The sequence below is a fragment of the Kribbella deserti genome (assembly GCF_042434725.1).
Taxonomy (GTDB): Bacteria; Actinomycetota; Actinomycetes; order Propionibacteriales; family Kribbellaceae; genus Kribbella; species Kribbella deserti.
Genome location: NZ_JBHLTC010000010.1, coordinates 1 through 22163, shown reverse-complemented (window position 1 = coordinate 22163; position 22163 = coordinate 1). Strand labels below are relative to the sequence as shown.

At 67.3% G+C, this 22163-nt stretch carries 22 protein-coding genes; 7 read left to right on the top strand and 15 right to left on the bottom strand.

Annotation, left to right across the window (positions count from 1 at the left end; all coding sequences use genetic code 11):
- Positions 1-376: 376 nt before the first annotated feature.
- Positions 377-943 (bottom strand): helix-turn-helix domain-containing protein, encoded by a 567-nt coding sequence (locus ACFFGN_RS08980; RefSeq protein ID WP_380045152.1) that lies wholly within the window; start codon positions 941-943, stop codon positions 377-379.
- Between the two features lie 36 nt (positions 944-979).
- On the opposite strand from ACFFGN_RS08980, the gene ACFFGN_RS08975 reads away from it, so the two are divergent.
- On the top strand, positions 980-1867 hold the full coding sequence (locus tag ACFFGN_RS08975) for an alpha/beta fold hydrolase (protein ID WP_380045149.1): 888 nt from the start codon (positions 980-982) through the stop codon (positions 1865-1867).
- A gap of 354 nt (positions 1868-2221) precedes the next feature.
- Here the strand turns inward: ACFFGN_RS08975 and ACFFGN_RS08970 are convergent, their stop codons facing one another.
- On the bottom strand, positions 2222-3163 hold the full coding sequence (locus ACFFGN_RS08970; RefSeq protein WP_380045146.1) for a glutathione S-transferase family protein: 942 nt from the start codon (positions 3161-3163) through the stop codon (positions 2222-2224).
- A gap of 82 nt (positions 3164-3245) precedes the next feature.
- Entirely contained in the window at positions 3246-4073 is an 828-nt protein-coding gene (locus ACFFGN_RS08965; RefSeq protein ID WP_380045143.1) for a helix-turn-helix transcriptional regulator, read from the bottom strand.
- Between the two features lie 115 nt (positions 4074-4188).
- Here ACFFGN_RS08965 and ACFFGN_RS08960 point away from each other — a divergent pair, with 115 nt between their 5' ends.
- Both ACFFGN_RS08960 and ACFFGN_RS08955 read left to right on the top strand, forming a co-directional pair.
- Positions 4189-4932: an SDR family oxidoreductase gene (locus tag ACFFGN_RS08960; RefSeq protein WP_380045140.1), complete on the top strand. Its 744-nt coding sequence runs from the start codon at positions 4189-4191 to the stop codon at positions 4930-4932.
- A gap of 57 nt (positions 4933-4989) precedes the next feature.
- Positions 4990-5751, top strand: coding sequence for a GntR family transcriptional regulator (locus ACFFGN_RS08955; RefSeq protein WP_380045137.1), 762 nt, complete (start codon positions 4990-4992; stop codon positions 5749-5751).
- A gap of 102 nt (positions 5752-5853) precedes the next feature.
- Here the strand turns inward: ACFFGN_RS08955 and ACFFGN_RS08950 are convergent, their stop codons facing one another.
- Together ACFFGN_RS08950 and ACFFGN_RS08945 are read right to left on the bottom strand one after the other, a co-directional pair.
- Positions 5854-6294, bottom strand: a complete 441-nt coding sequence (locus tag ACFFGN_RS08950) for a hypothetical protein (protein WP_380045134.1) — start codon at positions 6292-6294, stop codon at positions 5854-5856.
- 60 nt (positions 6295-6354) lie between these two features.
- The gene (locus ACFFGN_RS08945) at positions 6355-6987 is read right to left on the bottom strand and encodes a hypothetical protein (protein ID WP_380045131.1); all 633 of its coding nucleotides are present in this window, start codon (positions 6985-6987) and stop codon (positions 6355-6357) included.
- A gap of 256 nt (positions 6988-7243) precedes the next feature.
- Between ACFFGN_RS08945 and ACFFGN_RS08940 the strand changes: the two genes are divergently transcribed.
- Both ACFFGN_RS08940 and ACFFGN_RS08935 read left to right on the top strand, forming a co-directional pair.
- Complete coding sequence (locus tag ACFFGN_RS08940; RefSeq protein WP_380045128.1) at positions 7244-7759, top strand: hypothetical protein; 516 nt, start codon at positions 7244-7246, stop codon at positions 7757-7759.
- Between the two features lie 17 nt (positions 7760-7776).
- On the top strand, positions 7777-8151 hold the full coding sequence (locus tag ACFFGN_RS08935; RefSeq protein WP_380045125.1) for a hypothetical protein: 375 nt from the start codon (positions 7777-7779) through the stop codon (positions 8149-8151).
- A gap of 579 nt (positions 8152-8730) precedes the next feature.
- On the opposite strand, the gene ACFFGN_RS08930 is transcribed toward ACFFGN_RS08935, so the two are convergent.
- Both ACFFGN_RS08930 and acs read right to left on the bottom strand, forming a co-directional pair.
- Positions 8731-9795 carry a M23 family metallopeptidase gene (locus tag ACFFGN_RS08930; RefSeq protein WP_380045122.1) on the bottom strand — a complete coding sequence of 355 codons (1065 nt, stop codon included), beginning with the start codon at positions 9793-9795 and terminating at the stop codon, positions 8731-8733.
- 208 nt (positions 9796-10003) lie between these two features.
- Positions 10004-11935, bottom strand: coding sequence for an acetate--CoA ligase (acs, locus tag ACFFGN_RS08925; protein WP_380045424.1), 1932 nt, complete (start codon positions 11933-11935; stop codon positions 10004-10006).
- A gap of 229 nt (positions 11936-12164) precedes the next feature.
- Between acs and ACFFGN_RS08920 the strand changes: the two genes are divergently transcribed.
- A complete protein-coding gene (locus ACFFGN_RS08920; RefSeq protein ID WP_380045120.1) occupies positions 12165-12305 on the top strand; it encodes a hypothetical protein in 141 nt (46 codons plus the stop codon).
- 72 nt (positions 12306-12377) lie between these two features.
- Here the strand turns inward: ACFFGN_RS08920 and ACFFGN_RS08915 are convergent, their stop codons facing one another.
- Positions 12378-12824 carry a MarR family winged helix-turn-helix transcriptional regulator gene (locus tag ACFFGN_RS08915; RefSeq protein WP_380045117.1) on the bottom strand — a complete coding sequence of 149 codons (447 nt, stop codon included), beginning with the start codon at positions 12822-12824 and terminating at the stop codon, positions 12378-12380.
- 91 nt (positions 12825-12915) lie between these two features.
- Here ACFFGN_RS08915 and ACFFGN_RS08910 point away from each other — a divergent pair, with 91 nt between their 5' ends.
- Positions 12916-14274, top strand: coding sequence for an MFS transporter (locus tag ACFFGN_RS08910; protein ID WP_380045114.1), 1359 nt, complete (start codon positions 12916-12918; stop codon positions 14272-14274).
- Here ACFFGN_RS08910 and ACFFGN_RS08905 read toward each other — a convergent pair.
- From ACFFGN_RS08905 to ACFFGN_RS08875, 7 genes are all read right to left on the bottom strand, one after another.
- Complete coding sequence (locus tag ACFFGN_RS08905; protein WP_380045111.1) at positions 14246-15265, bottom strand: GNAT family N-acetyltransferase; 1020 nt, start codon at positions 15263-15265, stop codon at positions 14246-14248. The two genes, ACFFGN_RS08910 and ACFFGN_RS08905, sit on opposite strands and share 29 nt — an antisense overlap.
- A 121-nt stretch (positions 15266-15386) precedes the next feature.
- Positions 15387-16160 carry an NPP1 family protein gene (locus ACFFGN_RS08900; RefSeq protein ID WP_380045109.1) on the bottom strand — a complete coding sequence of 258 codons (774 nt, stop codon included), beginning with the start codon at positions 16158-16160 and terminating at the stop codon, positions 15387-15389.
- Positions 16161-16310: 150 nt separating this feature from the next.
- A complete protein-coding gene (locus ACFFGN_RS08895) occupies positions 16311-17294 on the bottom strand; it encodes an ABC transporter ATP-binding protein (protein ID WP_380045106.1) in 984 nt (327 codons plus the stop codon).
- Positions 17291-18283, bottom strand: a complete 993-nt coding sequence (locus tag ACFFGN_RS08890) for an ABC transporter ATP-binding protein (RefSeq protein ID WP_380045103.1) — start codon at positions 18281-18283, stop codon at positions 17291-17293. The genes ACFFGN_RS08895 and ACFFGN_RS08890 overlap by 4 nt, the downstream gene beginning before the upstream one ends.
- Complete coding sequence (locus tag ACFFGN_RS08885) at positions 18280-19170, bottom strand: ABC transporter permease (protein WP_380045100.1); 891 nt, start codon at positions 19168-19170, stop codon at positions 18280-18282. The genes ACFFGN_RS08890 and ACFFGN_RS08885 overlap by 4 nt, the downstream gene beginning before the upstream one ends.
- The gene (locus tag ACFFGN_RS08880) at positions 19167-20123 is read right to left on the bottom strand and encodes an ABC transporter permease (protein ID WP_380045096.1); all 957 of its coding nucleotides are present in this window, start codon (positions 20121-20123) and stop codon (positions 19167-19169) included. Before ACFFGN_RS08880 ends, ACFFGN_RS08885 begins: the two co-directional genes overlap by 4 nt.
- Before the next feature lie 7 nt (positions 20124-20130).
- Positions 20131-21738, bottom strand: a complete 1608-nt coding sequence (locus ACFFGN_RS08875; RefSeq protein WP_380045093.1) for an ABC transporter substrate-binding protein — start codon at positions 21736-21738, stop codon at positions 20131-20133.
- Between the last annotated feature and the right edge of the window lie 425 nt (positions 21739-22163).

Genomic DNA, 22163 nt, shown 5'->3' with positions numbered 1-22163 from the left:
GTCGTCTTCAGGTCGTCTGCAGGGGTCGTCAAATACATCGCCGACCAGACTTCCCGGCACACCTTGGCCGATTCTACCCAGAAGCCGGGCGCCGCGATCCGTCGTACGGCGTGGCAACTATCGGCGGGACGCCAGCTACTAAAGGCAATTGAGCGGACACGTAGTCGCATGGTTGCTAAGGGCAATTATCGGTGGCAGCAGACTTTGAGCGCTGATATCAGAAGTAATGCGACCAGCAGGGGCACGATCACGACGGCTGGTATAACGCCGAGCAGCAGGCCGCCGAGCACGGTGCCCGCGATCGATGCCGCAGTCATGCCAGGCCCCGGCGCCGATCAGGCTGCCGCATGTCAAGACTCGGGGACGGTCGGCTGCGTCACCGGGGTTCCGGGTCGGCGACGGGTTCGACCTCGTCGACGGGTTCGGTCGGGAAGAGGGTGGCCGCGAGTAGGTGGCGGCGGCGGTCGGGAGACGGGTCGTTGCCGGCATGGGCGTGCAGCAACGCGACCAACGCGTCGATCAGCGCCGCCTTCTCGGAGTCGCTGAGGTACAGCGGAATCTGGCGGTAGGACACCAGGTCGGCCGCGGGATTGGCGTCGTCCTGATCGAGATACGCGCTGAACTCGGCCAGCAGTGAAGCCGTGGACGCGACGAATCCCCGGCGATGATCGTCCACCGTCATGGCCTCGGCGGTATCGCGATCGATCAGCGAACGCGCCGAGTGCAACCGGTAGCGCCGTTCGACGGCTCCGTGCACTCGCTCCTCGCTGTCGATCTCGAGCAGCCCGCCGTCGAGCAGGATCTCCACCTGGCGGTACATCGTGGCACGCGACACGTCCGGCAGCCGCTCGCGCAGTTCCTGGGTGGTGAACGGCGTTCCATCGAACACCGCCTGCACGATCCGCAGCCGGACCGGGTGCATCAGCAGTTCGGTGACCCTCATTGCGACATGATCTCACAGTTGATACCATTCTCAATTATGAGATCAACTGCGCCGATTACCGGGCGCCTTGTCGAGCTGAACGACCGTCGGCTGTGGCTGCACCAGTCTGGCGAGGGCGGTCCGGTCGTGGTGTTCCTGCCGGGCGCCGGCGGCATGGCGCTGGACTACCTGCTGGCTCATGACCTGGTGGCGGAGTTCACCACCTCCGTGCTGTACGACCGGGCCGGCACCGGCTGGAGCGATGACGCCGAGCTGCCGCGAACCCTGGACGAGGTCACCGACGAGCTCCGGAATCTCCTGGCCACCGTCGGCCTGAGTGGTCCGTACGTGCTGGTTGGACACTCCCTCGGCGGCGCGTATGCCCAGCGCTACGCGCAGCGTTTCCCGGCGGAGACCGCCGCGATCTTGCTGCTTGATCCGCTGCACGCCGATTACGACAACTACATGCCGGATCATTTGAAGCTTGCGGCCAACACCACCGAGGACGTCGAACTGCCTGAGCTCACTGATGAGTTCGTCTCGCAAGTTCGCGCGGTGTTCGCGACGAGCTTCGGCCCGCTGCCGGAGCACGTGCGCGAGCAGGTGATCGACAAGCACGTGAGTCCCGAGCGACTGCCGACCGGCTTGCACGAGGGCCTGAATGTCCTTGCCTTGCTGGAAGAACTCCGCGCCGGCGGCCCGCTCCCCGACGTACCGCTGATCGTGTTGTCCGGCGCGAGTGTCGACGCCAGTCAAACGATGTTCCAGCCCGAGGAACTCGTCCGCGAACAGGTCACCGCCAGCCACGTCCTCTACGACGCGATCGCCGCCAAGTCCCCACGCGGCGAACACCACTCCCTACCCACCGCCGCCCACGTCACTCTCCCCCTGACCCACCCCCACGCAATAGCCACCGCCGTCCACACCCTCATCCACCAGAGCTAGCCCACCACCGCACGCCACTGGGCCCGTATCGCGACGACTTCTCTCGGCGTCGCGTCCGCCACCAGTCGGTACGACGGCGAGGTGTCACGGCGCTGCGTCGATTGGTCTGCGTTCGCTCGCCCTTTCGTACGGCGGCCCGCTGTGGTCGCCGACGTAGGCGGGCGAAGCGATCCCGGAGGTCCAGTGCCGAGTTTTTGCGCGGCTACCTGGCTGCAACCGGGTAGCCGTACAAAAACTCGGTAGCGGGCGCACTGAAACCCGGCAGTCACGCCGAAACCGGGTAGTTGCCACGAACCCCCGACCTTGGTCGGCGAATCGCGCGCTGTGGGGGAGGCGACGGCGCCGGGTGGTGGTTCAGGTGAGCCAGGTCGAAGGATCGGGGCCCTTGGGGACGATGCCGGTCGGGTTGATGGTGTCGTGCGTGACGTAGTAGTGGCGCTTGATGTGGTCGAAGTCGACCGTGTCGCCGAATCCCGGCTGTTGATAGAGCCTTCGCGCGTAGGCCCACAGGTTCGGGAATTCGGTCAGCTTCTGCCGATTCGTCTTGAAGTGCCCGTGATAAACCGCGTCGAACCGCACCAACGTGGTGAACAGCCGAACGTCCACCTCGCTCAGCTCATCCCCCAGCAGATACGAACGATCCGCCAGCCGGTTCTCCAACGCGTCGAGCCGCGCGAACAGGGCGTCGTACGCCGTCTCGTACGCCTCCTGGGTGGTCGCGAATCCACAGCGGTAGACGCCGTTGTTCACGTCCTGGTAGATCTCTTCGATCAGCTGGTCCATCTCGCCACGATCGGCCGGGATCAGCTTCGGCGCGTCTGGTTTGTGGTGATCGGTCCACTCGGTCGACAGGTCGAGGGTGATCTGCGGATAGTCGTTCGTCACCACCAAGCCGGTGCGGGTGTCGACGATCGCCGGTACGGTCACGCGTCCCTCAAAACCGGGGTCGGTACCGTGATAGGCCTCCGCGAGATAGCGAATGCCGAGTACGGGATCGCGGTCATCAGGGTCGAGCGTGAAGCGCCAGCCGCTTTCGTCGCGAATCGGGTCCACCACCGCGAGGCTGATCGCGTCCTCGAGGCCGAGTAGGCGGCGTACGATCACCGCGCGGTGGGCCCACGGGCAGGCGAGGCAGACCACCAGCCGGTAGCGGCCGGGCTCCACCGGCCATCGGCGTTGCTCGTCCGGGCCCTCGCCCGGGCCAGACGTCGAGTCCCGGCTGATCCGGTCGGTGAAGGCGTTGCCCTGTCGTTTCCACTCGCCGGTCCGGGCGGTCTCCGCGCTGAACTGAGCCATGTTCCCCAGCGTAGTTGCGGGTCAAGAACGCTGTGCGGTCCCGCGGTCATCGGCGACCCGCGTTACCGGTGAAAGCCGGTGGTCATCCGGCGATCCGCGCCGCCGACGAGCGCTGCAGCAGGGCCTCGACGGCCGACTCGGTCTCCTGGTCCGCCGGGGTGTAGGTCAGCACCGCCTGCCCGTCGTCGGCCGGCACGACCAGCACCTCCAGCGAGAAGGTCAACCGTCCAGCTCCGGGGTGGTTCAGCATCTTCGGGCAGTGCGACCGTGTGCTCACGTCGTGGCCGGACCACCAGCCCGCGAATTCTGGGCTCAACGCGGACAGCTCTTCCACCAGCTCGGCGAGTTCCGGATCGTCGGCGTACTCCGCTGACATCTTCCGCAGGTGCGCGACCATGTCCTTGGCGGCCGACTCCCAGTCCGAGTAGAGCGTCCGCGACGCCGGATCGAGGAAGTAGCGCCGGGCCAGGTTCCGCTCGCCGTTCGCGAAGTCGCCGAGTACGACCGCCGCGGCCGGATTCCAGACCAGTACGTTGCTCAACCGGTCCAACACCACCGCCGGGAGTTCCCGCAGCGCGTTCACCATCGCGGCCAGTTGCGGCCGAACCTTGGCCGGCTCGGGCCGACGTCGCGCGGCCGGATTGGCCAGCGCCAGCAGGTGCTCCCGCTCGGTCTCGCTCAGCCGCAGGGCCGACGCCACAGCGGTCAGTACGGCGTGCGAGGGGTTCGCGGCGCGCCCTTGTTCCAGGCGGATGTAGTAGTCGACACTCACGTTCGACAGCAGCGCCACCTCCTCGCGCCGCAGGCCCGCCACCCGTCGGTCCGGGCTGGACGGCAGGCCTACTTCCTCGGGCCGGATGCGGGACCGCCGGGTCTGCAGGAATTCGCCGAGGTCCGGTCTGATCGTCACACCTGCCATTATCCCAGCCCGCCACAACGCTGGGTCAGCACGCTGGGTGGTACTGCCAGACCCACGGTCGGCAAGGATCTGGTCCGTTTCGCGGTCACCGCCGAGGCTGATGGACATGACGAATCGAGTAGCCCTCATCACCGGCGCCGCCAGCGGAATCGGCGCCGCCATCGCAACCCGCCTGGCCGCTGACGGAGCCGCCGTCGCCCTGGTCGCCAGGCGCGCGGACCGGCTGGAGAAGGTCGCCGCGCGAATTCAGGAAACGGGCGGCACCGCGATCGCCGTGCCGGCCGATGTGACCGACGAGGCGTCGCTGTCCACGGCCGCGCAAGTCGTCCAGGACCGGCTGGGTGACGTCGATCTGCTGGTGAACAACGCGGGCAGTATGACCATCGCGCCGTTCGAGCAGGTGCCCGCTGCCGAGTGGCGGCGGCTGGTCGACGTGAACCTCACCGGCACGATCAACACCACCCGGATCTTCCTGCCCGCGCTGCTCCGGTCCGCCGCCGACCGGACCACCGACCTGGTCAACGTCTCGTCGCTGGCCGCGAACCACTTCATGGCCGGCATGGCCGTGTACGGCGCTTCGAAGGCGGCCGTGTCCTACCTGACGAAATCCCTGCGGCTCGAACTGGCTCCGCAGGGGATCCGGGTCACGAACCTGGAACCGGGCATGACGGGCGGCACCGAACTGGCCGACGCCTTCCCTCCGGAGCTGCGGGAAATGGTCAACGAAATGCGGACCACCCTGCCCGCCGTGCAGCCCGACGAACTCGCGGATCTGGTCGCGTACCTCGTCAGCCGCCCCCGGCACGTCAACCTGTCCCAGCTGATCATCCAGCCGGCGAAGGAGCTGTGATCGATCGGTCGTACCCCGGCACCGTGGCATCGGCCGGTGACGGCGGATACTGGCCTCATGTCGCGTCCCAGGAACGATCCCGGTGAACTGGCCGACCTGCCGACCGCGCTCAGCGCCGACCGGCCCAAGGGCGATCAGATCCGGGAGATCCTGCGCCGCCTGACCGGCACGCTCGCGGCCGGCAGCGTGCTGCCCTCGGAGCGGGTGCTCGCCGAACGTCTTGGCGTGGCCCGGATGACGGTCCGCCAGGAGGTCGATCGGATCGTTGCCGAGGGCCGGGCCGCGCGCCGCCCGGGTGGTGGCACCTTTGTCGCGGACGTGCCCCCGCCGCGGATGCTGGTCGCGTCGTCGTTCAGCCGGGACATGCTGGCGCGCGGGCTGAGGCCGGGCGCGAAGGTGCTCGAACACGAGGTCATCACCGCCACCGGCGCACTCGCCGCACGGCTGGAAGAGCCCGAGGGAACGCGCGCGCTGCGGCTGGTCCGGTTGCGCACGGCCGACGACGAGCCGATGGCCATCGAGCGCACCACCCTTTCGCTGCGGCGCTACCCGGGCCTGGAGGAACTCGACTTCGGCAAGCTCTCGCTGTACGGCGAACTGGCCGGGCGCTGGGGCGTCGTACTCGGCCTGGTCTCGGCCTCGGTGGTCGCCTCGCCGCCGGATCCGGCCGACGCGGAACTGCTCGGCATCGAACCGAACACCCCGTGCCTGATCATCTCGTCGGAACCGCGAACCGCCTCCGGCGAGGTGATCGAGTCCGGCCGGTCGATCTATCGCTCCGACCGGTACGACCTGACCATCGCGTACCGCGCCACCTAGGGGTTCCGCGCGCGCCCGCCGCGAACTCGACCGGTACGGCGTTGCGCCCGGACTTCTCGGCGCTCAGGCCGGCCAGCCTACTGGTCTATGCCAGCGGTCTGGTCAGGAGTGCGTGGCGGCGACCCCCAGGGCGAAGGCCGTGCCGGTGAGGCCGAGCATGACGAGGGCCAGGGTGCGAAGGCGGCTCTGGTAGTTCGGAAGTTCCGCGCGGGTGGCGAAGACGCGGCGCGGCCAGTGCCGCCAGGACACGTACCAGAAGATGGCGGTTGCGCCGAGCAACAAAGTCGCCTTGACCAGATGGATCCACAGTGGCGATGACGTGCGCCAGAGCAGGACCAGACCGGAGGCCGCGATCACCGCGATCAGCCCGAGCACCTTCCAGCGGTTGCCAGCGGCAATCATCATGGTGAGCGCCTCGCGGCCGTGCTCGTCGGAGCCGAAGTACCGGCGGAGCTTGGGCTGGACCACGAACAACGAGTAGGCCATGCCACCCACCCAGGCGGCGGCCAGTCCAGCATGGATGATGGCGGCGAGTGCGGTCATGGACCAGTCTTCACATGCCGGACCACTCCAGCGCAATCCCGCCGCGCGGGCGCCGTCTCGTCAGCGATAGGGCAGAACCGAAACAAGCTGCGCGAGTTTGCCGAGAGTTTCGAGAATGTCCTTCGGTTTCGTACGGCCGAAGGTGGGTTGTTCGGTGAAGACCAGTTCGTTGCCGGTCAGCGCCCAGGTGTGCAGTTTCTCCTTGCGCATCAGGGCCATCACCGGCGGGGTGAGGATCTGCGTCGCGACGTTCGGATCGGTGCCGAGCAGTTTGTACCACCGGTTGAACTTGGGATCGGCGGTAGGCGGTTCGGGATGTTCGTCGACCTCGAACGCGGAGTCGACACTCGACACGATCTGGAAGTACAGCATCGGCGCGGGCAGCTTCACCACCCAGACGGAGTCGATCGTGATGGTGTCGAGCTCGTTCACCTTCTTGTTCGTCCAGCGCGTGTGCACATTCGTCACCACCGGGCGCCGGTGGAAGTCGAACGTCAGGAACGGCATGCCCTGGAAGGCCCCGGTCAGCACACCGAACGCGATCCGCTTGTCGCCCACCTGGCTGAACGGCAGCACCCGCCACAGCTCCAGCAGATCCGGCGCGTCCGGGCGGAACTGCCAGCCGTACTGCTGGGCCAGCTCGAACCGCTCGGCGTTGGTCGCCTCGATCCGCTTCGTCTCCATCGTCTCCATGGCCCGAGCCTAAAAGGTGCCCGGGCCACCTAGTCGAGCGGCTTGCGATAACGAGGCTGGCGTATGACGACGCGATAGCCGAGCTTTTCGTACAGCGCAGAACGGCAGCTGGTCCGGTTCCGTTTGCGGCTCATCCGGACCCGGCATCCAGTGGTCGCCGTCGACCGCCCGGACGCGCTCGCGCACCCGGCCGATCGCCGCCGCGTCGCCGGCCGAACCCGAGTACTGCCGCATCCGAAGGTCCACCTTCGCGACTATGCCCGCGTCCCGCCTGGCCCGCACCATCTTTCCGGCGCACGGCGAGCTGCGCTGGCTTATGGCGAGCTTCTTCCCGGCGTACGACGAGCTTCGCGGCGTACGCCGAGCGCGGTCCGTTGGTAGCGTGAAGACCATGGCGAATCCGGCGAAGGTGCTTTCGTTCCTGACGTTGGTGATCGGGGGCGGCGCGGGGTTCGGCCTGCTCACGCTGACCCGCCGGGCCTGGGATACCTGCAACGTCCAGATCAACGACGTCGGCAACGGGGTAACGCTGCTTTTTGTGGGCCTGCCCGTCGCGATGGTGGTGAACATGGTGCTGTTCAACGTCGTCTTCCGGATCTCCCAACGCGGCAAAGCCGGCGGCAAGTTCTTCAAGCCGCTACTGGCCGCACTGATCGCCATCGCGATCGCCGACCTCGCCCTCTTCTCCTGGGCCGGCACTCCCGCCTGGCTCCCCTCCCCGCTCTGCCCCGCCAACGTCCCACCCTGGTGGCCCACCAGCCTCCCCACCTGACCACTTCTCAACGGACCATGCCGTTGAGACCGCAGCACCCTGAGCCGGAACTTCCCGAAGCGCTGGCCCGGTACGCCGATCGGGTCGCCGAGCTTTCCAAGGCCGGCCGAGTGGTCGGGTATATCCGCGTCGAGCCGGAGGCCTCCTCGACCCAAGTCGGCGGCCGGCTGTGGTGGCGTCGCTGGGGTCCTTATCGGTGGGCCGTCCGCGTTTGGTTGTCCGGAGCCGGCCTTGATCCGGACGCGATGGTGCAGCCCGAGGACGTCCCCGCCGAACTGGCCGACTGGGACGCGGGGCGGTTTCGGCTGCGCGGGGACGTGCTAGACCTTCGATGGCTTGCGGCCGACGAAGCCGCGGAAGTTGTGGGGAGTGCCTGGGCGGAGGACAACTGACGGCCCCTCGCTCTGGGGTCGAGGGCCCATCAGGTCGTGGGGGTGCTCCTATGGAGGCCGACCGGCGATCGGCGGCATTGTGGCCGGGCGACTCGGGTAGTTCCGTATGCTCCGCGCCTGGCTCACGCGTCAGGCGCCGGGTTCGCGTCATCGCGCCGGGCTCGTGCGGCATGGCGCGGCATGCTGGGGTTTGCGTGGCGAGGCATCTGGGGTTCGCGTGGCGCAGCACGGTGCTGGGTTCGCGCGGCGTGGCGCGGGTGGTCGCGTTCGCTGCACGATGTGGCCCCGGGCCGGGTTGAGGTTGACGGCGGGTCAGGGTGGTCGGGTGGTCTCGAGGTCGACTGCCGAGTTTTGGTGCGGCTACCTGGCTGCAACCGGGTAGCCGCACACGAACTCGGTAGTGGGCACACCAGAACCCGGTAGCCGCCCTGCAACCCGGTAGGCGCCCCGCAACCCGGTAGCCGGCCCGGGCTCACGCCATACCAGCGACCTACGGCGGACAGACCGGGCGAAAGACGGGGCAGCCGACGGGATCGGGCCGCAAGTATGGAGGTCCTCGCTGACCTCAGCTCATCACTGTTAGCCGAGGCGGTTGTAGATGGCGTGGCCCGGGTAGGCCGTTACGCCGAGACGAGTCGCGTAGCCGCCGTACTGGGCGCTGCCGTGGTAGAAGGTCCAGCCGCCGATTCCGCGGCCGTGGAGGTTGGTGTACTGGCCGTTCATGGCGGCGTCGTACGTGCGCAAACCCCAGTGGACGTGGGCGCCAGTGGCGGAACCACCCGCGCAGACATCGACGCCGATGACGCCGAGGTAGGCGCTGCGGCCGACCGCCGTTCCGTTGTAATAGGTCGTACTGCGCATGTGGTAGTAGTCGGTGGAGAACCCGTTCGGGTGGATCACCCGGGTCCATCCACCGCCGGCGCCGCACATCGAGGTCGCCGTACCGGAGCCCGACGAGCGCACGATGCCGCTGGCGTTGCCGCCCGCGAAGTCCAGGCTGCTCCAGGGACCGGAGCCGCCGTCCCAGGCGTGCGGACCGCCCGACATCGTCATGTAGTAGTCCGGCATCCACGGCAGCAACAGGCCGGTGGCGGCGAGAGTGCCGTACGCCGAGGCGGAGGCCTTCTTCTCCGCGAAGGCCTTCATAGTGGCGCGTTCGGCCGCTGGGACCAGGGGTGAGCTCGCCACGAAACCGGCGAACTCCTGGTCGCCTTCCAGACCAGTCACCCATCGACCGTCGACCTGACGCGCGACGAACAACCAGCCCTGCGGAGCGGCGTGCTCCTTGGCGGGAGCCTCGATGTACGCCACGCCCCGAGCCCAACCGGCCGAGGCAGAACGTACGTCGACAACCAACTCCCGCGCGGCCTTGGTCAACCGGCCGGCGGCTTCGGCAGGGGCCAACCCCTTCGTCTCGGCACTCTGTCCGAGCGCGTCAGCCGCAACGGCCTGCGCGAGCGCCCGGGTCGATTCGCCGGACAAAGCCTGCGGGGAAGCCTTCAGGGTAACGGGAAGCTCCGAGCCTGCGGCGGAGCTGGATTCGGCAGCGGGCGCAGCTGCCGCAAGCGTGGACCCGGTCGCGAGAGCAAGCCCGAGGGCAGCCACCACCGAGGTTCGGATCGTGGGACGTGGAACCTTGCGCATGGGCGGAACCATCCTTCGAAGAGGCGGGCGCGCTCCGCAACGCAACGAAGCGCACCGCAACCTTCCCCGACACTTACCACCATCAAACCCAAGTCCCCGGTAACTAATTCACCAAGTGGTCTACCAGTCGGTCCCAGCCGAATGGTCTTCTTTAGGAGTCCACTAGACGTAAAAACGTCCAGCAGACTCCTAAAGAACCGTTGGGTGGTTAGTCTTCGTCGGATTTGCCGGTTTCGAGGTTGGACTTGATGAGGTCCATGACGGTGGAGTCGGCGAGGGTGGTTACGTCGCCTACCTCGCGGTTTTCGGCTACGTCGCGCAGGAGGCGGCGCATGATCTTGCCGGAGCGGGTCTTGGGGAGTTCGGCCACGATCATGATCTGGCGGGGCTTGGCGATCGGGCCGATTTCCTTGGCGACGTGGTTGCGCAGTTCCTGGACCACGTCGGGGCCGCCGTCACCGGCTTCGGAGCGCAGGATGACAAACGCCGCGATGGCCTGGCCCGTGGTCGGGTCGGACGCGCCGACGACGGCCGCCTCGGCCACCTTCGGGTGCGAGACCAGAGCGGACTCGATCTCGGTGGTGGACAGGCGGTGGCCGGAGATGTTCATGACGTCGTCGACCCGGCCGAGCAGCCACAGATCGCCGTCCTCGTCCTTCTTGGCGCCGTCGCCCGCGAAGTACATACCGGGGAAACGAGACCAGTAGGTCTCCTTGAAGCGCTCGTCGTCGCCCCACAGGGTGCGCAGCATGGCGGGCCACGGCTTGGTCAGCACCAGGTAGCCGCCACTGCCGTTCGGGACCGGGTTGCCGGCGTCGTCGACCACCTCGGCCGCGACACCCGGCAGGGCCTTCATCGCCGCGCCGGGCTTGCCGGCGGTCACGCCGGGCAGCGGGGAGATCATGTGCATACCGGTTTCGGTCTGCCACCAGGTGTCGACCACCGGGGCCTTGTTGCCGCCGATGTTCTCGCGGTACCAGATGTAGGCCTCGGGGTTGATCGGCTCACCGACCGACCCGATGATGCGCAGCGTCGACAGGTCGAACTTCTCCGGGATCTCCTTGCCCCACTTCATGAACGTCCGGATGGCCGTCGGAGCGCAGTACAGGATGGAGACCTTGTACTTCTGGACGATCTCCCACCAACGGCCCTGGTGCGGAGTGTCGGGTGTGCCCTCGTAGAGCACCGAGGTGGTCGCGTTCGCGAGCGCGCCGTACACGATGTAGCTGTGGCCGGTGACCCAGCCGATGTCGGCGGCGGTCCAGTAGACGTCGGTGTCGGCCTTCAGGTCGAAGACGGCCCACTGCGTGTACGACGTCCCCACCAGGTAGCCGCCGGTGGTGTGCAGGATGCCCTTGGGCTTGCCGGTGGTTCCCGACGTGTACATCACGTACAACGGGTGCTCGGCGTCGAAGGCCTCAGGCGTGTGCTCGGTCGACTGCTTGCCGACGAACTCGTGCCACCACAGGTCGCGGCCCTCGGTCATCGCGGTGTCCTGGCCGGTACGGCGGACCACCAGCACGTTCCGTACGTCCGGGCAGTCCTCGAGCGCGGCGTCGACGGCCGGCTTCAGCGCGGACGCGGCGCCGCGGCGGTAACCGCCGTCGGAGGTGATCACCACGCGCGCGTCGCAGTCGAGTACGCGGCCCTTGAGCGCGTCCGCGGAGAAGCCACCGAACACGACGGTGTGCGGGGCGCCGATCCGGGCGCAGGCCAGCATCGCGACCACGGTCTCGGGAATCATCGGCATGTAGATGGCGACCCGGTCGCCGGCCTCGACGCCAAGCTCGAGCAGCGCGTTCGCGGCCTGGCTGACGTCGTCCTTCAGCTGCGCGTAGGTGATCTCGCGGGTGTCACCGGGCTCGCCCTCGAAGTAGTACGCGACCCGGTCGCCGAGGCCGTTCTCGACATGCCGGTCGACACAGTTGTACGTCGCGTTGAGCTTGCCGTCGGCGTACCACTTGGCGAAGGGCGGGTTGCTCCAGTCGAGCGTCTGGGTCGGTTCGACGGCCCAGGTCAGCCGCTTGGCCTGCTCGGCCCAGAACGTCTCCAGGTCCTCCCCGGCGGTGTAGGCGTCGGCCTTGACGTTGGCGTTCGCGGCGAGCTCGGCCGGCGGCTCGAACCGTCGCTCCTCGTGCATGAGGTTCGACAGGGCGTCGGAACCGGCTTGGCCGGCAGAATCGGAACTGGTCACGCGTGGACTCCTAGGTCATCCGACACAGGCACAGGTCTGGGCACGCGGGCGTACCCGACCCCTTTCTACCAACGCAGGACCAGGGACGGAACTGGTGCCGTCCGGCTTAGTTGGAACCAACGGCCCTGTTCGCGCATCTGACTTGCTGTCCGTCTAGTGAGTTCGGGAGTGCAAGATGCCGTTCGACCAGCAGCCGCAGCCGTACTTCGCCGTCTTCGGCGTCGTCCCGCCGGAGCGCAAGCTGTCGTGGAAGGCTCGCCGCCGGGTACACGCCCGTGAGCGTCGCGTAGCCCGCCGCCGCGCCCGCGCCTGGTAAACCCGCCTGACACTTGGCGAAGCCCGTCCGGCGCCTGGCGAACGTCGAAGCCCGGCTACGACGTCCCACCGACTAGTCGGCCTGAGCGTGGTGTTCGACCACTCGGGCCAGTAGTCGCGTCAACTGCCCGCGTTCGGCCGCTGACAGCGGTGCGAACAGTTCTTCCTGTGCCGCCTCGACGAACCGGTCGAGGCGCTCCAGCTGCCGCCGGCCCGCCGCGGTGAGCGTGATGATGTTGCGCCGGCGGTCGTCGGGATCGATCTCGCGGTCGACGTACCCCGCGGTGGATAGCTCGTTCAGCGCGGCGACGACGTCACTGCGGTCGATCCCGGTCCGCCGGCCGAGCGTGGCCTGGCTCGCCGGACCGAATTCCGCGAGCGAGAGCAGCAGCCGGTAGTGGTACCCGCTGGCCTCCGCGGCCGCGAACGCCGCGCCGATGATCCGGCGGGACTGCACCGCGGTCTGCCCGACCAGCCAGCTCGGCGTCGCCAGCAATCGCCCGGGGGCCCGTTCGTCCATGAGCTCACTCTAGCCAATTCGTTGGCAACGCCCACGATTAACGTTATCGTTGGCCGGACCAACATTGGCTATCCCAACGAATTGGACCGCGATGACCGCCTTGACCGAACCCGTGACGGACGTACGACGGTGGTGGGCGCTGATCGCCATCGCCGTCGCACAGTTGATGCTCGCGATCGACACCACGATCATGAATCTGGCGTTACCGTCCGCCCAGCAGGCGTTGGGCCTGAGCGCGGTCGAGCGGCAGTGGGTGATCAACGCCTTCGCCCTGGCCTTCGGAGGGCTGCTGCTCCTGGGTGGACGGGTTTCGGACCTGCTCGGCCGTCGGCGCACGCTGCTGATCGGCCTGGCCGGTTTCACCCTCGCCTCCGTGCTGGGCGGCTTCGCCACCAACCCGGAATCGTTGCTGGGGGCCCGCTTCCTGCAAGGGGTCTTCGGCGCGCTGATCACGCCGTCGGTACTGGCGGTGCTGTCGATATCGTTCCCGCAGCCGCTCGACCGGGCCCGTGCCTTCGGGATCTACGGCACGATCATGGGCAGTGGCTCCGGTATCGGCGTCATTCTCGGCGGCGTGCTGACCGACTACCTGAGCTGGCGCTGGGCCATGTTCGTGAACGTGCCGATCGCCCTGATCGCCGCCGCTGGAGTGGCCTGGTCGGTACGAGCCGACCGTGCGCAAGCCGTCGTACGGCCCGGCTTGTTCGGCGCCTTGCTTGGTACGGCGGGCCTGCTCGCGGTGGTGTACGGCCTGACCATGGCCGGCGAATCCGGCTGGGGTGTAGGGCTCCCGCCGCTGGTGATCGGTTTGGCCTTGCTCGGGTTGTTCGTCTGGATCCAGCACCGGGCCGTCGCGCCGTTGCTGCCGCTCAGGTTGCTCGGCAACCGCCGTCGCGTCGCGGCGTACGTCGGAATGGCCTCATGGGCCTCGGGTGTCTTCGTGACGTTCCTGCTGGTGAGCTTCCACCTGCAGAGCACGCTGGGGTTGTCCCCGGTGCGGACGGGATTGACCTTCCTGCCGTTCACGGCCGCCATCATGATCGGCTTACGGGTGGTTCGTCCGTTGTCGGATCGGTTCGGCGTGCGAAGCCTTTTCGTGGCAGGGCTGCTGAGTGTTTCGGCCAGTCTCGTGTTGCTCAGTCAGCTGGATGCTCAGGGCAACTACCTGGTGCAGGTGCTGCCGATCTTTCTGCTGCAAGGGCTTGGCGCGGCCGCCGTACTGCCCGCGGCGAACAGTACGGCGACCCTGGGCGCGGGTCCCGACACCGGTGTGGCGGGCGCGATGGCCGCGACCTCGCAGCAGGTCGGCGCGGCCTTGGGAATCGCGATCCTCGGATCACTCGCGAGCGGCGCCGGTTACGAGCGGGCCGGCCTCGTGGGCGCGGTATGGCTGGTTGTCGCGGCAGCAGGGGTGTACGCGATCAGTGGCCGGCCGTCGCAGGCGAAGTGAGTTCGAACTCGTGCATCTGCTCGACGACACGAAAACCGAAGCGGGCGTTGACCTTCTGCATCGGCCCGTTCGACTCCGCCGTCCAGGTGTGGATCCAACCCGGGCTGTCGTGGTGAACGGCCAGCTGATCGAGATTGGCCAGCTTGAGGTGGGTGCCGAGATTGTGGCCGCGGTGATCTCGCATCACCAGGGTGTCGTCCTGCAGCACGTTCGCCCGATCGCCGAGTTGCACGTACATCAACGTGTAACCGGCGGGTTCGCCCTCGAGCGTCTGCGCCATCGTCACCAACGGCAGGTAGTTCTCGACCAGCCGGGCGTCGTTCGTGCGGACTCGCTCGGCGTCCCACGCGCTGGCCTCGCGGGAAAGTCCACCGGTCGGCACGTCCTGGTTCATCGCCGTATGCAGATCCGCGTACTTCTGTAGATGCTCCTCGGGGCACTGCCCCGCCCAGGAGATCAGCCGGTACGACGCGAGTGCGGAAGTGTTTGCCTTTAGCAACGAAATGGTCGCCGGGTCGAACGGCAAGGGCGTGACGAAGTGGTCCTCGGTGTTCTCGCTGGCGAATCCGAGCTTGGTCGCGAAAGCAGCGCCGGGCCAGCTGTGCAGGTCGAACCCCGAGGGAATGTTGATCTCGGTCTGGAAGATCGAGCGCTGCTCGGCGGCGGCCCGTTCCGCGGCCCAGGCCCAGAGCGCCGTCGCGACGCCCTTGCGGCGGTGCGCGGGCGGTACGTCGATCTCGACCATCACGTTGCTCAGGTCATCGACCAGTGGCAGCTCGAACAGCATCGCGCCGACGGTCTCGCCGTTCTGCGTGGCCGCGACCGCCAGCCGGCGAAGGCGCTCACCCGGATTCCGCAGCGAGAACGTGAGCGCCTCAAGCGTGGAGATCACCGGCGCCTCTCGGTCGGCAGCGGCGCCCGCGCGCAACGCGTCGTACCAGTCGCCAAAAGCGCGCTCGTCGAACGGGTCCACCTCGGCGACAGTAAGCATCCCCGGAGCCAACACGTCGTACCTCTTCAGCGCAATCGATTTATCCAGGTTCCCCTTGCGATCCCAGCTTCTGCGCTGAACGGGTCCGATCGGCGCAAAAGCTGGGGACGCTAAGAGAAGGTCAGCCGTGGGGGTTGAAGGGGATGCCGGCGGGTTTGGCCTTTTCGAGCTGGCCGTTGAAGTTGCCGTCCTTGAGGGCGAAGCTGGCGCTGCCGAAGTTGTGGTTCACCAACTTGTCGCGAAGACCGGCGGGGTAGCCGTTCCAGCCGACCAGGCGGGGGAATTGCCAGCTGTGGTAGTGGTTCTCCGGCGGTTCGTCGTTGCTGTTGGCCGCCCGGAAGCAGTGCGTACCGATGCCGTCCTTGTGGTAGACGACCTTCGGATGGGTGCCGTCCCAGCGGATGTTGCCGCGCGGGTGGATCGCGTAGTTGCCGTGCTGCGAGGTCGAGACGTACTGCGCGACGTTGTTCTGCACCCAGACCACCACGTGCTCCCAGTCATGCCGGTGTCCGGCCGAACCCGGGCCGAGCGAGACTTGGTCCTTCTCGAAGTACAAGCCGTACATGATGGCGCACCAGCCGTTGTTGCACTTGTACCGCGCATAGCCGTTGGTGTTGTCGAGGTCCCACTGGTCCCGGCATTGCCCGTTCACGGCGCCACCCAGGGCGAGGCCGCCGTTGAGCGTGCCGTCGATGCCGATGGCCGGGGTCGGGTAACAACCGTCGGTGTCGTAGTCGTACGCGGGTGAGTAGGTCTGCTCCATGCCGTCCGCGTTCTGGGGCAAGGCCTGGGGTGGCTCCGCGTGGGCCACCACCGGTACGGCGGCGATCAACGCCATGGCGCCGGCCAGGCTGACCGTGGTTCTGAGCAGGGCTGCCGAAAGTCTGCGTTTCACTGCGTCCTCCTGATCAACCGCTACATCGGGCGGTCTGTGGGGTAGATAGGTAGGAACTGACCTGCAGGGCAAACGCTCAGCAGTGTGACATTGATTCACGTCATGAACTATGTCGAAGACGTGACGAACCATCGAATAGCGAGAAGACGTTCAGTGCCGAGGGTCGGCAGGGCCAACGGGCTCGCTGGTGACGTTCGGATGCCAGCAGGCGGCATAGCGCCCGGGCCCGAGTTCGAGCAGTTCAGGCTGTACGGCGCACTGGTCGTCGGCCTGCCAGCACCGGGTCCGGAACCGGCATCCGCTGGGCGGGTCGGCGGCCGACGGGAGATCGCCGCTCAGCACGATCTGCTCCCGGCCCGTGGGTCCACCCGGCACGGCCGAAACCAGCGCCTCGGTGTACGGATGGGCGGGCGCGTCCATCACCTCGTGAACCGGGCCATGCTCGACGATCTGCCCGAGGTACATCACTGCCACCCGGTCGCTGATATGCCGCACTACCGACAGATCGTGGCTGATGAACAGCATGGCCATATCGAGCGAGGCCCGCAGATCCACGAACAGATTGACCAGCTGGGCCTGGATCGAGACGTCCAACGCGGACACCGGTTCGTCCAGGACCAGCAGTTCCGGTTCGAGCGCGAGGGCCCGGGCCGTACCGATTCGTTGCCGTTGACCACCAGAGAACTGATGCGGATACGAGTCGGCATGCCGGGGTTGCAGGCCCACCAGTTCGAGCAGCTCGGACACCCGGGCGGGACCGCCGGAACGCCAACGGCCCTGCGCGATCAGTGGTTCGGCGATGATCTGCCGCACGGTCATGCGCGGATTGAGCGAGGCGTACGGATCCTGAAAGACGATCTGCATTCGTTGCCGTAGGCCCGAAAGTTCGCGACCGGTGACGTGGGTGATATCGGCGCCGTCCAGCTCGATCCGGCCATTGGTCGGTTCGAGCAGTCGCATCACCGCGCGGCCGGTGGTGGTCTTGCCGCAGCCGGATTCGCCGACCAGGCCAAGCGTTTCGCCGCGATCGAGGTCGAACGACACCCCGTCAACGGCGCGTACGACGGACTTGCGCCGCAGGCCCTCGCGTACCGGGAAGTGCACGGCGAGATCCCGCACCGACAGCAGCGTCATGCCCGCACCCCCAGCTGGTCGTGGTGATGGCAGGCGGTTCGATGGCGTTCGGTCAACGAGATCAGCGGGGGATTGACCGTCACGCACGCAGGATCGTCGCCCGCCCAGTCACACCGCGGCTGGAAGGGACAACCCGGCAACGGCGCGGCCAGATCCGGCGGCCGCCCCGGAATCGGTACCAGCCGGGTGGTGCCGGCGGCCGACGCCCAGCCCGGGCGGCTCCGCATCAGCGCGAGCGGATAGGGATGGCGGCTCGCGTCGAACAACGTCGGTGCCGGACAGGCCTCCGCCACCTGGCCGGCGTACATCACGACCACGTCGTCCGCGACATCCGAGATGACGCCGAGATCGTGGGTGATCAGTACGACGGCACAACCCCGGGCCTCCCGTGCGTCGGTCAGCACCCGTAAGACCTGAGCCTGAACGGTGGCGTCGAGCGCCGTGGTCGGTTCGTCGGCGATGACCAGCTCCGGATCGTTGGCCAGCGCGATCGCGATCACCGCCCGCTGACGCATACCGCCGGACCACTGGTGCGGATACTGCTCGGCGCGGCGGGCCGGATCCGGTACGCCGACCAGCTCCAGCGTGTCGAGCGTACGACGCCGGATCTCGCGCCGGGTGAGCTTCCGGTTATGCAGCAGGACCGCCTCGTCGATCTGGCGGCCGATCCGGACCACCGGGTTGAGCGCGGTCGTCGGGTCCTGGAACACCATGCCGATCCGGCCGCCGCGAACCTCCCGCAGTTGCCGTTCGGAGGCCTGCACCAGGTCGGTGCCGTCGAAGGTGATCGAACCGTCGAGGATCTTGCCGTTCGGCGGCAACAGGCGGAGCACGGACAGCGCGCTGACGGTTTTACCCGAGCCACTTTCGCCTACTATGCCGAGGATCTTGCCGCGCTCGACGTCGTACGAGATGCCGCGGACCGCCTCCACCCGGCCGGACATGGTGTCGAAACCAACGCGGAGATCCCGCACGCTCAGCAGGCTCATCGCGAACCTCGCGGGTCGAGCGCGTCCCGAAGGCCGTCGCCGATGAAGATGACCGACAACGTGGTGAGCGACATGGCCGCGCCAGCGGGTAGCCACAGCCACGGCAGGCTCGTCAGCTTGGTGAACGATCCGACCTCCTGCAGCATGTTGCCCCAGCTGGCCGCAGGTGGTGTCACGCCGAGGCCAAGGAACGACAGACCAGCCTCCGCCAGAATCGCGCCCGCGACGAGCAGGGCCCCGGAGATCGCGACCTGGGGAATCACGTTCGGCAACAAGTGACGAACCAGGATCCGCCAGCCCTTCGTACCGGCGGCGTGCGCGGCCTGGACGTACTCCAGTTCGCGCACGCTGAGTACGATGCTGCGCGCGATCCGGCACGAGGTAGGCCAGGAGAACAAGGCGATCAGGCCGATCAGCAGTGGCACGCTCGGCCCGAGTACACCGGCCAGCACGATCACGACCAGCACACTCGGTACAGCCATGAACAACTCGGTCAGCCGGGTCACGAACAGGTCCAGCACTCCGCCGATATAGCCCGACACGACACCCAGGAAGGTGCCGATCGCCAGGGCGGACGCGGCCGTCGCGAACCCGACCAGCAGGGAGACCCGCCCGCCCGACAACAGCCTCGCCAGTACGTCGCGCCCGGTGTCATCCGTACCGAGTAGATGCGCGGACGACGGCGCTTCGCGAATGTGCCGAAGGTCGATGTCGGTAGGGGCATACGGCAACAAGTACGGTCCGATGGTGACGGCGAACACCATCAGCGTGAGCACGATCAGGCCGGCCATCGCGCCGGGATTCGCGCGGAACCGCCGCCAGGCCAACCGTGCGGGAGCCGCGCCGGGATCGATCGGGCCGCCGGTCAGATCGGGAGTCAGCGTCATCGCAGCCGCACCCTCGGATCGGCCAGCCGGTAGAGCAGATCGGCCAGCAGGTTGCTGAATAGAACCAGGATCGTCACGATCAGGCCGAACCCGACGATCAGCGGGATGTCCTGGTTGCCGATCGCCGCCAGGGTGAGCTGTCCCATGCCCGGCCAGGAGAACAACGTCTCCAGGATGACGGCACCACCGAGCAGCTCCGGCACGTTCATCATCAGTAGCGTGATCAACGGCAGCAGGCTGTTGCGCAAGGCATGCATTCGCGCGCGCATCGGACTCGCGCCCTTGGCCACGGCCGTTCTTACGTAGTCGGCGTTCAATTCCTCGAGCAGACCGGTCCGGACATACCGAATGAGGCTCGCGCAGCCGTGGATGGCCAGGATGCCGGCCGGGAGAACGAGGTGCTTGAGCAGATCGATCAGGCCGCCGTCCGAAGGAGAGGCCATACCGGACGACGGCAACCAGCGCAGCCGGAACGCGAACACGTAGATGGCCAGCATGCCGAGGAAGAACGCGGGCACGCTCATCACCAGCATGGTCGACGTACTGATCAGGTAGTCGGCCGGCTTGTTCTTCCGGGCTGCAGCGGTTACACCCAGCACCAACGCCAGGATGACGCTCAAGGTCATCGCCGTCAGCATCAACTCCAGCGTGGGCCCGAGGCGTTCCAGCAGGAGCTGCGCGACGGGCCGGTTCTGGTTGACGAACGAGGTGCCGAGATCACCTTGCACAACGCGACCGGCCCAGGCGACGTACTGCAGGGGGACCGGGCGGTCCAGGCCGAGCTCGTGGCGGCGTTGCTCGATGTACTCCTGGGAATTGCCGAGCTCTTCCGGGGACAGCATCGTGGTGGCTGGATCACCCGGAGCCGCGAGCACCAGGGCGAACAGCCCGATGCTGACGGCGAACAGCACCACCAGCATCGAGCTGAGCCGGACCGCCAGATACCTCAGCATCGGCGTATCAGTCGACCTTCCACTGGGCCACGTCGATCAGACTCAGCGCGGCGTCACCCCAGGGCACGTACCCCTGCACGCGATCGCGAACTCCCGTCAGCGCCATCGGTCGGGCGGTCCACAGGTACGGCACGTCCTCGTTCTCGATCTGCGCCGCCCGGCGGTAGGCCTTCGCGCGGGCCTCCTGGCTCGCCGTACGCGCGCCCTCCGACATCGCCTTGTCGAGTTCGGCGCTGCAGTAGCCCGGGATGTTGCCACCCTTGGGATAAGCCTGCTCGCAGGTCAGGATCGGCACCAGCGTCGCCGGGTCGATGCCGTAAACCCCGCCACCGAACAGGAACAGGTCCCAGTCGCCCTTGTCCAACGGTGAACCGGCGCTCGGGTCGAACGGCCTCGGCTGCAGCTTGACCCCGATCTTCTTCAGGTTCTCCGTCAGCACGGTGAGTACGGCGGCCCGGTCGGTCTGCAGTGGGTCGTACGGCGCGATGAGCACCTGGTTCGGGTCCCACTTGGCGTCGGCCAGCAACTGCTTCGCCTTGTCCGGGTTGTACGCGTACTCCTGGAGGCCGGCCGGTTTCGCCCATTCGGTCATGAAGGCGCTGTTCAGCACCTTGCCGTTACCACCGAGCGCGGCGTCGATCGCGCCTTGGCGGTCCATGCCGTAGACCAGCGCCTGGCGGACCCGCTTGTCCTTGAGATAGTCGTGCCGCATGTTCAGCGCGATCCGGTTGAACCCGGGCGACTCGATGCTCTCCACCCGGACGCCGTCCAGGCCCTCGACGTTCTTGCGTTCGAGCGGGCCGACCGGCGCGATGTCGATCTCGCCGGTACCGAGCTGGCCGGTAGCCACCTCGGTCTTGAGAATGTTCAGGATGATCCGGTCGAAGGCGACCGGCGTACGGAACTTGGGGTTCTTGTTCAGTACGACGCGCTGGTCCGGCTGCAACTCGCCGAAGGTGAACGGACCGATCGAGACCGTCGGCTTGAGGAACCACGGGTCCTTCATCAGCTTCGCCGGCTCGATCTTGCCGAGCACGTGCTCGGGCAGGATGAAGAAGTACATGCCGGCGGCAAGCAGCGACAGGAATCCCGCGTCCGGGTTGGCGAGCTTGATCTGCACGGTATCGGCGCCCTGCGCGGTGACTCCGGCCAAGGTGTTCGCCTTGCCCGCCTGCAGGTCGGCGTAACCCGCGACGTTCGACAACCGGGTCGACTGCGGGCTGGCCACCTTCGGATGCGCGAACGAGGTCAGCGTGAACACGACGTCCTTGGCCGTGAACGGCTGCCCGTCCGACCACACCTGGCCGGGCCGCAGCCGGAACGTGAACGTTTTCGCGTCCGGCGAGATGGTCCACGATTCCGCCAGCCGCGGCAGGTACTTGCCCTGCTGGTTCGCGACCAGCAGCGTGTCCTGCAACAGCGTGAGTACGGCGGTATCGGCCGCCGCGAACGGGCCCATCGGGTTCAGGTGCACCGGCTCGGCGGCAAGCGAGGTGGTCACGGTTTTGCCCCCCTTGCCCTCCTCGCCCGAGTTCTGCGGCGGCGAACAGGCCGCCACCGCGAGCAGGGCGATCGAGCCGGCAAGAGCAACGGCCGACCTGAGCTGGTGACGCATGTATCACTCCTCGTAGCAACGACGTTACTTCGACCGTAACGGCCATCCGGGTCCACCGAAGCCCATTCCGGCGAGCCGCAAACCCCACAAAATCCCCCGCAACTTTCTCCCCCATCCCCGCATCAAGTAACGCCCCCTCCTCCCCGCCCACATGGCCACCCAGCGCGCCGGTATCCCCTCATCGGACCCTTGTGACCGGGCGTGTCGCCGTTCATCGGACCCTTGTGACTGGGCGTGTCGCCGTTCATCGGACCCTTGTGATCAGCAGCCGGATCCCCCTGCACACACAGGCGACCCAGGCCCGGGGTGGCTGCCGGCTTGCTTGGCGAATACCGGCTTTTGGCGTGCCCACTACCAGGTTTTCTCGCGGCTACCCGGTTGCAGAGCCTGTTGCGTTTTGGGTGTGGCGCGGGTTGCTGGGTGGG